Source organism: Draconibacterium sediminis, from assembly GCF_000949475.1.
Taxonomy (GTDB): domain Bacteria; phylum Bacteroidota; class Bacteroidia; order Bacteroidales; family Prolixibacteraceae; genus Draconibacterium; species Draconibacterium sediminis.
The window spans coordinates 1,085,799-1,101,983 of record NZ_JRHC01000001.1; the positions used below are offsets into that span (position 1 = coordinate 1,085,799).

General features: G+C 43.3%; 11 protein-coding genes. 1 reads left to right on the forward strand and 10 read right to left on the reverse strand.

Translation table 11 applies throughout. The features are described 5' to 3' along the window. Window position 1 precedes the first annotated feature (1 nt). Window positions 2-1,174: a radical SAM protein gene (locus tag LH29_RS04515; RefSeq protein WP_045026287.1), complete on the reverse strand. Its 1,173-nt coding sequence runs from the start codon at window positions 1,172-1,174 to the stop codon at window positions 2-4. Continuing rightward, window positions 1,167-1,949 (reverse strand): 4Fe-4S binding protein, encoded by a 783-nt coding sequence (locus tag LH29_RS23635; RefSeq protein ID WP_052670604.1) that lies wholly within the window; start codon window positions 1,947-1,949, stop codon window positions 1,167-1,169. The genes LH29_RS04515 and LH29_RS23635 overlap by 8 nt, the downstream gene beginning before the upstream one ends. A gap of 252 nt (window positions 1,950-2,201) precedes the next feature. On the opposite strand from LH29_RS23635, the gene LH29_RS04525 reads away from it, so the two are divergent. Next, complete coding sequence (locus LH29_RS04525; protein WP_045028707.1) at window positions 2,202-3,965, forward strand: alpha-L-fucosidase; 1,764 nt, start codon at window positions 2,202-2,204, stop codon at window positions 3,963-3,965. Window positions 3,966-4,023: 58 nt separating this feature from the next. On the opposite strand, the gene LH29_RS04530 is transcribed toward LH29_RS04525, so the two are convergent. From LH29_RS04530 to rpsO, 8 genes are all read right to left on the reverse strand, one after another. Continuing rightward, window positions 4,024-5,442, reverse strand: coding sequence for a sulfatase (locus tag LH29_RS04530; RefSeq protein ID WP_045026288.1), 1,419 nt, complete (start codon window positions 5,440-5,442; stop codon window positions 4,024-4,026). Window positions 5,443-5,528: 86 nt separating this feature from the next. Then, the gene (locus LH29_RS04535; RefSeq protein ID WP_045026289.1) at window positions 5,529-6,899 is read right to left on the reverse strand and encodes a dipeptidase; all 1,371 of its coding nucleotides are present in this window, start codon (window positions 6,897-6,899) and stop codon (window positions 5,529-5,531) included. A gap of 244 nt (window positions 6,900-7,143) precedes the next feature. Then, complete coding sequence (locus LH29_RS04540) at window positions 7,144-8,895, reverse strand: tetratricopeptide repeat protein (RefSeq protein ID WP_045026290.1); 1,752 nt, start codon at window positions 8,893-8,895, stop codon at window positions 7,144-7,146. A gap of 94 nt (window positions 8,896-8,989) precedes the next feature. Next, window positions 8,990-9,619 carry a deoxynucleoside kinase gene (locus LH29_RS04545; protein ID WP_045026291.1) on the reverse strand — a complete coding sequence of 210 codons (630 nt, stop codon included), beginning with the start codon at window positions 9,617-9,619 and terminating at the stop codon, window positions 8,990-8,992. Window positions 9,620-9,927: 308 nt separating this feature from the next. Further along, window positions 9,928-12,051, reverse strand: coding sequence for a prolyl oligopeptidase family serine peptidase (locus LH29_RS04550; protein ID WP_045026292.1), 2,124 nt, complete (start codon window positions 12,049-12,051; stop codon window positions 9,928-9,930). 199 nt (window positions 12,052-12,250) lie between these two features. Next, on the reverse strand, window positions 12,251-12,733 hold the full coding sequence (locus LH29_RS04555; protein ID WP_045026293.1) for a SoxR reducing system RseC family protein: 483 nt from the start codon (window positions 12,731-12,733) through the stop codon (window positions 12,251-12,253). A 594-nt stretch (window positions 12,734-13,327) separates the two neighbouring features. After that, a complete protein-coding gene (pnp, locus tag LH29_RS04560; protein ID WP_045026294.1) occupies window positions 13,328-15,634 on the reverse strand; it encodes a polyribonucleotide nucleotidyltransferase in 2,307 nt (768 codons plus the stop codon). 118 nt (window positions 15,635-15,752) lie between these two features. Beyond that, entirely contained in the window at window positions 15,753-16,022 is a 270-nt protein-coding gene (gene rpsO / locus LH29_RS04565) for a 30S ribosomal protein S15 (protein ID WP_045026295.1), read from the reverse strand. Between the last annotated feature and the right edge of the window lie 163 nt (window positions 16,023-16,185).

Consider the following 16,185-nt stretch of genomic DNA (forward strand, 5'->3'; position numbering starts at 1 on the left):
ATTAACCGTAGGCGCCAAAGCCAAAAAATGCCCGTTTTTTTGCAAAGCGATACACCCAGCTCTTTTCGCGAACGGGTTTGGCCGAACCATGACTGGAAACTTTTTCCATTTTGCTCAAACGTTCAGCTTCGTTCTCTCTGCCCGATGTATCTTTTGCGGCGTGTTGTTTTGTATAATTAACCAACCACTGCGGGTCGTCCATAACGATGCAACCCGTTGTCAATTTTGGTATTTCTGTTTTAAATCCTGCAAGGAAAGGTGAATTGCGGTAAATGCTTTCCAGGTCGCCATCGGCCACATTGTTGGTGGCGAATTGAATGACCGGGCAAGGTTCGATGTCGCCCGAAGCGTTAATGTGGTGACTGAGTCCGGATGCCGCGGGGCACAATCCTTTTCCATTCTCATCCCAGTACGCATCGATAATGGCAATGTTGTATTTCTGTCGTGCATCTACAATAAACAGGCGAAGTTGCTCAATCTGTTCTGCCGAAAGACAGAGGTCGACTGTAGCGTCTTGTCCCACGGGACGATAAATGTAGTACCACAAATAAAGCACTCCGCGGTCGATCAGCGACCGGATAAATTCATCGGAAAATGCAAGGTCGATGTTCGATTTGCAAACACTCATTGCCACTCCCGTAATTAATCCTGCATCGGTTGAATGATCTATGGCAGCCTGCGCTTTTTGGTAAACGTTTTTTCCTCCACGGCGCACATCGGCAATTTCTGTGTCGCCCTCAAAACTGATTAGCGGTGAAACGTTGGCCAGTTTGCGTAAACGTTCGGCAATATCTTTTGTGAGCAAAGTCCCGTTGGTAAACAGCTGAAAATAGCAGTCGGAATGTTTTTCGAAAACATCAAAAAGCGGTTTGTACATAAGTGGCTCGCCACCCAGTATTCCGAAAAAGTACGATCCTTTTGCTTTCGATTGCGTGATTATCGAATCCAGCATTTCGGGCGACATGCGCGCATTTTGTTTTTTATGCGTTACCCAGCAGCCCTGGCAATTCAGGTTGCAATCGTCGGTAACCGAGATAAAATGAAATGCCGGGAAAAAATCGCCGTTTTTTATTCGTTTCTGAAAACGCTGAATGCCACGGGCACCTTTTATGCCCATGTTATATGCAAACTTATACAGGCATTTTTTATCTGTTTTCAGGATTTGTTTAAGCATCTTTTTTTGGGTTCTTTAAACTGTTCTTTAATTCTTCCAGGGCTCTTTTTTTCTCTTCTTCGGCCTGTTGAAAAGCGCCTTGTTTGAAAATGTTTCTCCGGGCATTGTTGCGTTCGTTCAGCATAACAAACAAATTTCCTTTTTGATCGTTTCCCTGTGCTTTTTTATCCTCGCCGGGTTCTGCTCCTGATAAGGCCGAATTTTCGGGTAATCGCGGGAATATAATCGCCGATGCCGGGCAGGTTCGTCCGCAGGCCGGACAATTGTTTTTGCACGACAACGGATTGACAACCTTGAGGCTTTTTTTATTGTACGTATAAACTCCAAAAACACAGAACCGGGCACACTGTCCGCAAAGGGTACAACGCTCTTTGTCGATAATCGGATACCACGCCGGAACTTTTAGCCCGGTCTTTTTTATTTCGTATTTGCTGTTTTCCTGCTTTTCTTCAATCCGGGCAGCTAAATCGGAGGTAATTTCTTTAGTGTCGGTCTCCCTGAAATTAAACACCTCGTAATTGCTGAGCTGAACCCCGTTCTGCTCAAACATATTTTTAATGGCCCGCGGGTAACAGGCAGCAATCAGTGTTTTGTCGTAATCGTTATCCAATTGGTGCAGGAAGTCCTTTTCATTCAGCGAAAAAGCACACAGGTCGTGCAGCTCATAAATATCAACTCCAAGCGGTTTGAAAGCTTCTGAAAGCTCTTCCTTCTTATCGTCGGAAATGATGCCAGCACCACAATTGCAAAAAATCAGGCAAGTTTTGTTTGTCATTTTTCTGGTAATGAAAAGCTAAATAAACAAAATTCTGCTCAACTTAAAAATGCTTGCCCGCCTTTAACAATCAATTAAGACGGATAGGCTTTTAACTGCGATGAATCTTGTTGTTTTGCAGATGAGTTGAGCCCATTGGCAGAGGAAATAATACGCACATTGAATTAATGACACAAAAGACGAGGAATGGCCTGTTTTTGTAATAATTATTCCGAAATTTATACCTGTACATTAAACAGACAATTTTATATTATGAACCGCTTATTGCTTATTGCCCTGTTTGCCCTGCTTTTTGTTTCGTGCGATTCGAAAAAGGAGGAGAAAGCCAAAAAGAATGTTGAACTATCGGCTCACGATCAGAAAATGGAGTGGTGGCGCGAAGCCCGCTTCGGAATGTTTATTCACTGGGGTTTATATGCCGATCCGGCAGGTGAATGGAAAGGCGAACGTATAAATGGGATTAGCGAATGGATAATGGCCCGTGCCGAAATTCCGGTGAAAGAATACGAGAAACTGGCAGAAAACTTTAATCCCGATAAATTTGATGCCGAAGCATGGGTGAAACTGGCAAAATATGCCGGAATGAAATACATAGTGATCACTTCGAAACACCATGATGGTTTCGCGATGTTTCATTCAAAAGCCAGCAAATACAATATTGTTGATGCTACTCCTTTTGACCGCGATCCGTTAAAAGAACTGGCTGAAGTTTGTAAAAGAGAAGGTATACGTTTGGGTTTTTACTACTCGCAGGCACAAGACTGGCACGAGCCAGGCGGAACGTACTGGAACATTGAAGAAGGTAAACCACACTGGGACCCGGATTTAGAACGCGAACCACTGATGAATTACATAAACGGAAAGGCGGTGCCGCAGGTAAAAGAAATTCTGGAAAACTACGGAGGGCTGGATATTTTGTGGTGGGATACGCCACGCGGAATGACAGAAGAAGCGGCTAACGCTTTAAAAGCAGTTACCGATGATTACCCTAACCTGATAACGAATAACCGCCTGTATCGTCCATGGCCGGGCGATTTTCAAACACCCGAGCAGCATGTGCCGCCAACGGGGCTGGATTACGATTGGGAGGTGTGTATGACCATGAACACCAGCTGGGGCTACAAATGGTACGACGAAAACTGGAAATCGACCGAAGAGTTGATAAAAATGCTGGTTGATATTGCCAGTAAAGGTGGTAATCTGTTGCTGAACGTGGGGCCAACTGCAACAGGTGAATTCCCCAAAGCCAGTGTTGAGCGGCTAAAAGAAATGGGCCACTGGATGCAACAAAACGGCAAATCAATATACGGTACAAGTGCCAGTCCGTTTTATAAATTGCCCTGGGGCCGCTGCACGACAAAAAAAGAGGGCGGCGTAACCAATCTTTACCTGCATGTTTTCGACTGGCCAAAAGATGGCTTATTAAAAGTGCCGGGTCTGGAAGCAAATGTACGCGATGTTTACCTGTTGTCGAACCCGAAACAGCATTTTGCCTGGAAATTTGAAGAGGGTGATTTACATGTTCATGCGCCGTCGGTAATATTTAATGAGATAAATACCGTGGTTGTTGTGAAAATACGTGGCGAAATGACGGTAACAAGTAATAAACCACACTTAAAAGAAGGTAGCGTGTTGTTACCTGCCGATTTTGCCGACATTTATAATCCCGGTTATGGCGAACATGCCGTACTAAAAGGCAGTAGTTCAAACTCAATAATTGCCAACTGGGTGGATGCCCGCACTCGCTTAGAGTGGATTTTTGATGCTGAACCGGGCAAATACCGGGTTGAAGCTTTGGTGTGGAGTGCCGAAAGAGGAGGAGTGTCAGTTACGTTAGGCGATCAGAAAATAGAAACTGAAATCCGCGATACAGGAGAAGATTATGAACTGCTAAAGCTGGGCGAAATTGAAATAATGGAAAGCGGTGAGCAATCAATTTCATTGCTGCCTGCCACCGGAAATACAAGCGATAAACAATTGATGTATCTGGAGTTGATAAAACTACAGCAACAATAAATCAGACGAGGACACAACCTATTCGAACTTACATCTGTTTCCTCAGCATTCAAATTTGTTAATCTTTGGGGGCGTAATCCGGATTAGAAACAGGAAACTTCGCATTTGTTGATTTTAGTTTCTCATCAAGAAGGGATTTAAGTTCCTGTGTTTTCTCTGGAAATAGTGTTGACACGTTTTTCGTTTCGCCCGGGTCTTCGGCCAGGTTAAAAAGTTCAGTTTTATTGTTTTCGTAGTGAACAACCAGTTTCCATTCTCCTTTACGCAATGCCGATCCGGGTTTCCATGCACTGCCATGGTAGTGCGGGTAATGCCAGAATAATTCGTCGCGTGTCAAATGTTTGTTCTCCGTTAATACCGGCAGCAGGTTTTCTCCATCGTTACCGTCGTGTTTTGTTCCTGCTATGTTCAGAATGGTCGTAAAATAGTCCATGCTGATAACCGGGCTGTCTTCCGTTCTGCCCGGGTTGGTGAGTTCAGGGCCAGAGATAATCAGTGGTACACGTATACCTCCCTCGTAACACCACCCTTTTCCTGCACGAAGCGGACCATTATTTGTTGGAGCATTTTTTCCTCTCAGTGTAGAAAGCCCGCCATTGTCGCTGGTGAAAATTACCCAGGTATTTTTATCCAACCCCAGTTCTTCAAGTGTATTCAGAATCCGACCAACATTCTCGTCCATGGCTGCCACCATCGATGCATAAGCTGCATTTTCCTGTACTAAGTGGGTCCATCCGTCGCCCTCCGCTTTTATCGGAACCTCATTAAGGCCCAGTTGCTCACGTTTTGTTTGATAGTGGTTGATGTAATCTTTAGCTGCCTGAATTGGAGTATGAACCGTGTAAAATGAGAGGTAAAGGAAAAATGGATTACGCTTGTTGTTTTTAATGAAGTTTATACTTTCACTGGTCAGCCGGTTCGTAAGGTATTCTCCTTCCGGGCCATCTTCCAGCTTTGGATTTTTATAAGGTGAATAATAGCCTCCCGGAGGGCTCCCTTTATCATGACCGCCAAAGTTGATGTCAAATCCCTGGTCTTCCGGAAAAAATCCTTCATCTCCTAAATGCCATTTTCCAACAAAACAGGTTTTATAGCCCGTCTCCTTTAGTTTTTCGGCAATGGTAATTTCTTCCAGAGCCAGTTCTGTACCATCCTGAGGACCGAGTAAAGGTTTCATCTTTGGATCCAGGCCCGGAATCCAGTCGGTAATATTTACCCGGTTGGGATGTTTGCCTGTAAGTATTGCCGCACGAGTAGGGCTGCAAACCGGATTTGCTGCGTAGGCATTGGTGAAGCGTACTCCATGTTCTGCGAGTTTATCGATATTGGGCGTGTCGTAAAAACTTTCAGGGTAATTACAGGTTACATCTGCCCAGCCAAGGTCATCAACCAAAATAAAAACAAAATTAGGATGGTTATTTCTTGCACAGGAGACGAGAAGCAAGGCAAAAAACGAAAGGATAATTAGTTTACGCATGGTTCTTTGTTTGGAATAAAGTTATAAAAAAAGCGGGCTTTGCATTCAACAAAGTCCGCTTCTGCATTTATCTGCCTGCGTATAATTTATTTACTCATTTCCGCAAAATATTTATAGAAGAGCGGAATGGTTTTTATGCCTTTGTAAAACTGTTCCAGCGGGTAGTTTTCGTTGGGTGAATGAATTGCATCCGATTCAAGGCCGAAGCCCATCAACACCGTTTTAATTCCAAGCACTTTCTCGAAAGTTGAGATAATCGGGATACTTCCACCTGAACGAACAGGCACCGGGCGATTGCCAAAAGTATCGGTGTAGGCTTTTTCGGCAGCCTGGTAGGCCGGAATATCAATCGGGCAAACATAAGCGGGGCCACCGTGTAGGTAGGTAACCTCAACCTTTACTGATTTTGGGGCAATACTTTCAAAGTGGTCTTTAAAAAGTACGGCTATTTTTTCGTGATCCTGGTCGGGCACCAAACGCGATGAGATTTTTGCAAAAGCTTTTGATGGCAATACGGTTTTTGCACCTTCTCCGGTGTAACCACCCCAAATGCCGCATACATCAAACGACGGACGAATGCCGGTGTGCTCACTCGTTGAAAAACCTTTTTCTCCTTTCAGCTCATCAACACCAAGTGCTTTTTTATACTTTTCCTCGTTAAACGGAGCTTTGCCCAGCAAGGCACGTTCTTCGGCCGATACTTCCTGTACGGTGTCGTAAAAACCGGGGATGGTAACCTTCCCATCTGCGTCAACCATCTGGTCGATCATCGAACAAAGTACATTGATCGGGTTGGCAACTGCGCCGCCAAAAATACCCGAGTGCAGGTCGCGGTTTGGGCCGGTAACTTCTACCTGCCAGTACGACAGTCCGCGCAATCCGGTGGTAATTGATGGAATATCGGCTCCCAGCATCGAAGTGTCGGAAACCAAAATGATATCGGCTTTTAGCATTTCCTTGTTCTGCTCGCACCATTTTCCCAGGTTAGGCGATCCTATTTCCTCTTCGCCTTCAATCATAAATTTTACGTTGCAGGGAAGGGTATTGGTTTTTACCATCAGCTCGAAAGCTTTGGCGTGCATCATTCCCTGACCTTTGTCATCGTCGGCACCGCGGGCATATATTTTTCCGTCGCGCACCTGTGGCTCAAACGGTGGTGTGTCCCATAAATCGATGGGATCAACCGGCATCACATCCATATGACCGTAAACCAATACGGTTGGCAGTGCCGGATCGATAATCTTTTCGCCATAAGTAACCGGGTTACCGGCGGTTTCAAAAACTTCGGCTTTATCGGCACCGGCTTCCAAAAGTGTTTTCTTCCAGTACCCGGCGGCTTTATACATATCCGGTTTGTGGGCAGCAATCGAACTGATCGACGGAATGCGTATCAATCCAAATAATTCCTCCAAAAACCGGTCTTTGTTTTCCTCTACATACTTGTTTATGTACTCCATAACATTTACTTGAATTTCCCTTAATAATTGAGCTTGAAAAATAGTGTTTTACGCAGGATTAAAAAAGAGGTTTTGTCATGAACCGGCACAAAAAAAGGGCGATCAAACGATCGCCCTTCCAATAAGTTTATCACAACTTAATTATACCGATGTGAAATCAAATTGAGTCTTTAAATTTTCAATCGGCATTAACCATTGTAATTTCAGTGTTTCGCTAATGGCTCACACTGAAAAACAATTGGTATTAGTCAACAATAGCTTTAAATTTAGCATTGTCGAAATATTTTGCGAATTCCATATCTGTTTTGGCCACTTCTTTCAAACCGGCATTCATGTCAACAGCAGCTTTCAGGCTTTCGAACAATAACGATTCTTTAGCAGTGCGTGCACCAATTACAGCTTTGAAATATTCAGTCATATAACAACCTTCAATTGTACAAGCCTCAAGATCTTTAACCGCACCGTTGTTGTTACCGGCCAGTAATTTTGCCAATCCCGAGTTTACATCGGCAAAACGGTTGAAATACTGAACCGCTCTGTCGTATTCGGCTTTTTTAACGCTAACAATTCCCATGTTGTAGTTAACAGCGTCGCCGGCACCTGCAGCAGCACCAAATAAAGCTTCAGCAGCGTCAACATCGCCTTCGGTTAAAGTAACCGCACCAACGTTGTTTTTAACGATAGGCTCGTTGTTAGCCAGTTTCTCAGCTTTTTCGAATAATGGTTTTGCATCGGCATATTTGTATTGCTGAACCATTACATAACCTGCGTTGTTTGGTCCTCTCCAGTCGTTCGGATAAACTTCCATAAACGTATTGTAAACCGAAAGTTGTTCGTTAAGATCTTCGAACAAAGTAGCAGCGTAAAGTAACTCTGCCGGATTTAATGAAGAAGGATCAGCTGTGGCAGCTGCTTTTAATTCTTCGTCGGTTTTACCAATCATATCAACGCTGGTAGTCATTTTTGCACGACGCAACTGAGGAAGAATTTCGTCAGCAACTTCATTAAAAGTCTCACTAAGGTTACGGATTTCACGCTCGCGAACTTCTGGGTCGTTGTACATCGAAAGTACACGCAGGATCAGTTCTTTGTCTTTAATGTTCGATTGCTCCAACAAGGTTTTAAAACCGTCCCAGTCTTCAGGAGTGTATTTTGTTTTCAATTTAACATCAATACCGGCTTCTTTTAATTTTTTAGCCAAAAATGCCGAAGATGTTTCTTTACGTTTTGCAGCAAGATCAAGGTTCAGATCGATTGTACCGTCAGGTGATGCATAAGCTGAAACCTCAACATCTTTCAGATCGATTCTTTCGTCTTCGTTTGCTTTTTTAGTGTAGTCTTCCAGCGCTGTTACTTCACTTTTTGAAGTTTCGTCTCTGCGAATGTTTGAGCGATTGATAAGGTATTTGATGTCTGCAGTCATTTCGTCTGGAACGATACGCTGGAAAGCATCGATGTTCGGGTCGTATTTCCCGCTGTTGTTGGCTTCGCGCTCAACACCTAAAATCGCTTTAGGGATCATGATCACTTTTTCGCTGGTAGCAATAATACCATCGGCAACTTTTATTGGTTCGAAATCAACCGATTTTGCACCTTGCGTAGCTTTGATGTTTACGTAAAGCTCTGATTTAGCCATGGCTTTATCGTAGGCAACAGCATTTTTGTAATTTACACTACCACCGTTGTAGCTAATTACTTTGTTGTTGGCTTCAACGCTTTCGCCCTGTACCGAAACAGGATCATACGCAGTTTCGCCACCATCGTATTTTAGCACGGGTGTAGCAGTTAATGTAACTTTTTTGTTGAAGTATTTGGCGGGGAAACGTGTGTCGATTGCAACGGCAACTTCACTGGCATGTGCCTCAAGTACCTCAGGGGTAACTTTGAAGTTGATTTGATCGGCATTTTTCTTCATTTTGTTTAGTCCGGAACATCCGGCGAACAATACCGCAATACCAATGAAAAGGGGGATAGGTTTAAAGTTGATTCTTCTCATAACAGACATTATTTATACTATAATTAAAATTCACATTCGAGCAGACAAAAGTAAAAAGCTTTTCAATATTTAAAAGCTGTAGCCCATGTTTTTATCACAATATCAGACGGTTTATTCCTAATTTATATTCACTATTAAAAATGGCGGATTTTAACTGCTGATAATGGTCGGGATTTTGTACAAAATCAATGCCGTTAATGTCGATAATAAGGATAGGGAAGGTGGAAATTTGTTTAAAAAAGTTAAAGTATCCGTCACCGATTTTCTCCAGATAAACAGGATCCATATTTTGTTCATAATCGCGCCCGCGCATTTTTATATTTTTCATCAGTCGGTCGACATCCGAATGGAGGTAAACATACAAATCGGGTTTGGGCATCGATTCGAAAATAATGTTGAAGATTTGCCGGAACAGATGGTATTCATCTCTCTTAAGCGTGGTTTCGGCAAAAATTGCTGTTTTGGCAAAATAGTAGTCGGCCACCATAAACGGGTGAAAAAGATCGAGGTTGAGCACTTCGTTTTTGATTTGCGTATAGCGGTCGGCCAGAAACGAAAGTTCCAGCGGAAATGAATAACGTTCTTTGTCCTGGTAAAACTTGGGTAAAAAGGGATTGTCGGCAAATTGTTCCAACACCAGTTTGGCGTTGTAATCTTTGGCAATCATTCGCGAAAGTGTTGATTTGCCAGCCCCGATATTTCCCTCAATAACCAGAAATTGCATTGTTCTTCAACATAAAAATTCCCGGTAACAAATCGTGCTACCGGGAATTCAAAAGTAGTATTTCTTGATTGAAAATTCCTGTACTTGGTAGTTTATTTTTGATATGAAACAGGCTTTGAGGAATGAGTTATAACTAACCCCGTCTTTTAAGGCGGGGACTAAAATAGGTTAGAGAAAAAGGAACAAAAGGGAATTTTGTAATTTTTAATTTACAAAATTCCCTTTTATTCCTGCGATCAGGCTGAATCTGTTAGTCCCCACCCTAAAGGATGGGGTTATTCATATTCGTCACCCGGAGACTTCGAATTTTATTCAGTCAGCGACTTAATGCCCATATTCCACAATGTGAAGCCATAAATATCGGCATACTGCTCAATGGTTTTGCTTACCGGTGTTCCTGCTCCGTGCCCGGCATCCGTTTCAATGCGGATAAGAACCGGGTTGTCACCAGCTTGTTTTGCCTGTAATTCGGCAGCAAATTTAAAGCTGTGCGCCGGAACTACACGGTCGTCGTGGTCGCCTGTGGTTAGCAGCGTTGCCGGATATTCAACACCCGCTTTTACATTGTGCACCGGAGAATATCCTTTCAGGTATTCAAACATTTCTTTGCTGTCTTCGGCTGTACCGTAATCGTAGGCCCAACCTGCACCTGCGGTAAAGGTGTGGTAACGTAACATATCCAGCACGCCAACTGCCGGAAGTGCCACTTTCATTAAATCGGGGCGTTGTGTCATTACGGCGCCAACCAATAATCCTCCGTTCGATCCACCGCGGATAGCCAGGTAATTACTCGATGTATAATTCTCGGCAATCAGGTATTCGGCAGCGGCAATAAAATCGTCGAAAACATTTTGCTTTTGCATTTTTGTTCCGGCATCGTGCCACTTTTTACCGTACTCGCCACCGCCACGCAAATTGGCAACAGCATACACACCACCTTGCTCGAGCCAAACAGCATTGGTAACCGAAAAACTTGGCGTAAGGCTAACGTTAAAACCACCGTAACCGTAAAGGATCGTTGGATTTTTGCCATTCAATTCAGTGCCCTTTTTATAGGTAATGATCATCGGGATTTTAGTACCGTCTTTTGATGTATAGAAAACCTGTTTGCTTTCAAAATCGTTCGGATTAAAATCGATAGCCGGTTTGCGGTACAGTTCCGATTCGCCGGTCTCAAAATCGTATTGATAGATGCTTCCCGGCGTAATGTAGTTGGTGAAAGTGTAATACATTTCGGTAGCCTTTTTCTTCGCCCCAAAACCACTAACCGAACCCACGCCCGGCAGTTCCACTTCGCGAATCATATTGCCATCGTAGTCGTACTGAAATACTTTTGATACGGCATCGATCATGTATTCGGCAAAGAAATAACCACATCCGGTTGACGGGCTAAGTACGTTTTCGGTTTCAGGAATAAAATCCACCCAGTTTTCAGAAGTTGGGTTGCTTACATCGGTAGTAACCACTCGTTGGTTGGGCGCATTTAAATTCGTAACCAGGTAAAGTTTGGTGCCCACATTATCGATTACGTAAGTGTCGCTTTCGTCGGTTCCGATTACAGTTATTAATTTGCTGTTTGGTTGGGTAAGGTCTTTAATAAACAGTTTATTGCCGGAAGTGGAAACGCTGGCTGTAATTACCAGGTAACGATTATCGTCGGTTACGCCACCGCCAACATAACGGTGTTTTTCTTCGGGTGTTCCTCCAAATACCAGCTCGTCTTCGTTTTGAGTTGTGCCCAGTTTGTGGTAGTACAATTTATGCTGATCGGTTTTTGCCGATAATTCGCTGCCTTCCGGTTTGTCGTAGCTCGAGTAGAAAAAACCTTCGTCGCCTTTCCACGAAATACCGCTGAACTTTACGTCAACAAGTGTGTCGCCCATTTGCTCTTTCGTGTCGGTATTTATAATAATTACTTTGCGCCAGTCGCTGCCACCTTCCGAAATTGAATAGGCGGCAATTTTACCGTTTTCCGAAAAACTCAAGGCATCCAACGATGTTGTTCCGTCTTCAGCAAAAGTATTCGGATCGAGAAAAACTTCGGCAGTAGATGCATCTTCTCCGGTTTTAAAACGGTAAACCACATATTGGTTTTGTAGTCCGTCGTTTTTGTAGAAATAGGTCCAGTCGCCCTCTTTAAACGGCGCACCCACTTTTTCGTAGTTCCATATCGACGACAGTCTTTCTTTTAACTCTTCGCGGTACGGAATCTGGTTCAGGTAGCTGTAAGTTACTTTGTTTTCTGCCTTTACCCATTCGGCAGTTTCTTCCGAGTGGTCGTCTTCAAGCCAACGATACGGGTCGGCCACTTCAACACCAAAGTAGGTGTCTTTTACGTCTCCTTTTTTTGTCACAGGATAATCCAATTTTTGTTGTTCATTACAGGCAAACAGAACAAGTGCTGCCAGTACAAATAAAACAGTGTTCTTCATCTCATTTCAATTTAAAACATTTAAAGGTATTCGATGGAACTCGCTTACAAATTTTTCTCCCTGTATGGAGCTATTTATATGCTCGTTTCATTGTGCAGTTATTTTTCGCTAAATAAATATTTCTTGATTACAATTTCCTTGATATCAGTCATGAGTGTGTGGGGAAAGTAACAGCAGATCACCATTTTCGAGACTAAGCCTACATTAGCCGCTTCTCTTTTCTCAGCTTTTTGTCTTTTAAATGCCCCCAAATGTAGGTTGGTAACAGCCCGATGGAAAAACCAATAAGGAACAGTTCGAGTTTTATATCGGCATTTAGTTGCATTAGCAGGTAGCCCAAAACGGAGCCGCCAATAATTCCAAAAAATGAAATGAGGTAGGTAAAATAGTAGGGCGCGTAAAAACCGTGCTCCTTTTGCATGTGTTTTGAGAGGCGGGTGATCAGCCGGTCGTACTCGCGGCGTGGTTTGCCAACGTGATTTACGGCCTGGGCAATGTTGTTTACCGCTTCTGTAATATTAATTTGTTCTTTTTTGCATTCCGGACAGGAATTCGAAAATTCATCAACTCTTGAGATATTACGTTTAAACTCGTCGATACGGAAAAAGCGCAGGTCTTTATCGTTGCCGCCTTGTAATTGTTCGTCAATTTTATTGTGAAGTTGTTCTGACCAGTTGCCCATGTTTCTATAATTTTAGTGGCGAAGTTAAGAAAAGGAAGTTAAAGTTCCGCGTGGGAGCAAGTTCTCAGTCTCAGTATTCAGTCTCAGTATTCAGTCACAGTCTATTAGTCCCTCAATCCTTCAGTTCCTCAGTCCCTCCGTCTTCCAGTACCATTGATTCCAGTTGCAGTGCTCATCTTACAGGAGATGAAGGCTATCTGCTGTCTGTGAATGGTTTTCTGCTGTCAGCGAAGGATTATCTTTCATCAGATAATGATGATCTGGTAAAAGATGACGGCTATCTTATGAAAGATACAGTTGATCTTATGGAAGATACGGTTGCTCTTATTGCAGATGAAGACTATCTTATTTCAGCGCATTAGCCGCTGGCGGGAGCGAACGATTATCGGGTGTCAGCGATATGTCATCTTTTAGTAGTGAACTGTTAATAACAAAAAAACGCCCCACCAAAAGGCGGAGCGTTTTATTATTTTGCTTGAAATTTATTCAGCTCTTATACCGATGTGAAATCAAATTAAAACTTTAATTTTTCAATCGGCATTAACCATTGTAACTTCAGTGTTTCGCTTAAGGCTCACACTGAAAAAATTGGTATTAGTCGTTATCGCGACGAGGACGGAATTCTCTGCGATCACCACCTCTGCGGTCATCACCTCTGCGATCATCACGTCTTCTGTCTCCACCTCTGCGATCATCGCGTCGACGATCACCTCCACGGTTATCTCCACGAGGTCCGCGGTTATCTCTTGGCGGGCGCTCTACATAACCTTCAGGTTTTGGAAGCAACACTTTGCGCGAAAGTTTCAGTTTACCGGTTTTTTCGTCAACACCGATCAGTTTTACTTCAACAATTTCGCCTTCTTTAGCAAAGTCCTCTGCGTTTTCAACGCGTTCCCAAGCCATTTCAGATACGTGCAACAGACCTTCTTTTCCAGGAATAATTTCGATGAATGCTCCGAAAGAAACTACCGATTTAACTTTTCCCTGGTAAATTTCACCCACTTCAGGCAGTGCAGTGATCGCCTTAATTTTAGCTTTTGCAGCTTCAATTGGCTCTAATCCGGCTCCTGAAATCTGAACCAAACCAGCATCGTCAACTTCTTCGATAACAATAACGGTTTGAGTTTCTTCCTGAATAGCCTGAATAACTTTTCCACCAGGTCCGATTACCGCACCGATCATATCCTTAGGAATTTGAACGGTTTCGATACGTGGAACATTTGGTTTAAAGTCTTCGCGAACTTCAGGAATCACTTTCAGCATTTCGCCCAAAATGTGTAAACGGCCTTCTTTTGCCTGTTGCAATGCTTGCGCAAGCACTTCGTATGGCAGTCCGTCAACTTTAATATCCATTTGAGTAGCGGTAATACCATCGGCAGTACCGGTTACTTTAAAGTCCATGTCACCCAGGTGGTCTTCGTCACCTAAAATGTCAGAAAGAACAGCATATTTTTCAGCACCTTTATCGGTAATCAATCCCATTGCGATACCCGATACCGGCTTTTTGATTTTTAATCCGCAGTCCATCAATCCCATTGTTCCGGCACAAACTGTAGCCATCGATGATGATCCGTTTGATTCCAGAATATCAGAAACAATACGAACTACATAAGGCGAATCGGCAGGAAGCATTTTCTTCAGTGCGCGGTGTGCCAGGTTTCCATGACCGATCTCGCGACGGCTGGTTCCGCGTGGCGTTTTCGGGTCGCCAACACAGAATGGAGGGAAGTTATAGTGTAAAAGGAATTTCTCTTTTCCCTGAACAGTTACCTGGTCGATAATTTTCTCATCCATTTTGGTACCCAAGGTAACCGAAGTTAACGATTGAGTTTCACCACGGGTGAAAATTGATGATCCGTGTGCACCGGGAAGGTAATCTACCTCACCCCAGATCGGACGGATTTGGTTAGTAGCACGGCCATCCAAACGAATTCCATCGTCAAGGATCATGCGGCGCATAGCTTCTTTTTCCACATCGTGGTAGTAACGGCGAATGAGTTTTTCGTTGGCCACAAGGTCAATCTCCTCATTTTCGGCGTTAGCCTCAACGTAAGCTGCAACATATTCGTCAACAACAGCAGCAAAAGACTCCATACGCAGGCTTTTGTTGGTAATTTGTTGTTTCGCAATAGCGTATGCTTTTTCGTAAAGATCGGCTTTTACCTGTGCACGCAATTCTTCGTTGTTGTTTTCGTGGCAATATTCACGTTTAACAACTCCCAGTTCTGCAGCCAGTTCTTCCTGAACTTTACAGTGCTTTTTAATTTCTTCGTGCGCAACCTTAATCGCTTCCAACATTACTTCTTCCGAAACTTCATTCATTTCGCCTTCAACCATCATAATGTTTTCGTACGATGCGCCAACCATAATGTCAAGATCGGCTTCTGCTAACATCGCCAGAGATGGGTTGATAACGAATTCGCCATCGATGCGGGCTACGCGAACTTCCGAAATCGGAGTAGTGAAAGGAACATCTGAAACAGCGATTGCTGCTGATGCTGCCAAACCGGCTAAACAGTCAGGCATTTCATCTTTTCCTGATGAGATCAGTGAGATCATTACCGCGGTTTCAGCGTGGTAATCTTCCGGGAAAAGTGGACGAAGTGCACGGTCAACTAAACGTGCAACCAAAATTTCTTCATCGCTCGGACGGGCTTCTCTTTTCAGGAAACCACCCGGGAAACGTCCTGCGGCTGAAAATTTTTCGCGGTAATCAACCGATACCGGCATGAAATCTACATCTTCTTTCGCTTCTTTTGCCGACACAACTGTTGCCAGCAACATGGTGTCACCCATTCGAACCACTACCGAACCATCGGCTTGTTTTGCCAATTTGCCGGTTTCAATGGTAATCGTCCTGCCGTCGGCAAGTTCGATTGTTTTAACTGTAGCGTTTACCATAATTTAAATCAATAATTTTTGCGGCCTGTATGCGGCCTTTGTTAATTACAATGGGTGGTGAGGTTTTGCAATTTACAAAAAAGAAAGGCAATACCAATGCATTGCCTTTCAATATAATTTACTTACGTAAGTTCAACTCTTTGATAATCGCACGGTAACGTTCGATATCTTTTTTGATGAGGTAATCGAGTAAGCTACGACGCTTACCTACTAGTTTAATCAATGCACGACGAGTGCTGTGGTCTTTCTTGTTTTTTTTCAGGTGTTCAGTTAAGTGGTTAATTCTTAACGAGAACAATGCAATCTGACCTTCTGCACTACCTGTGTCCTGAGCTGATTGGCCATGTTTGGCAAAAAGCTCTTGTTTTTTTTCTGATGTTAAATACATTTTTAAAAGAACTATTTGTTATACAATGTTTACGCCGCAACATCGCTTTCAATAGAAACGGCATAAAATTAATTGGCCGCAAAAGTAACTAAAAGATTTCTGATTGACAAAGGTTTGACATTTTTTACTGATTAATAGTAATTAAGCCGGGTTGAAGAGGCAA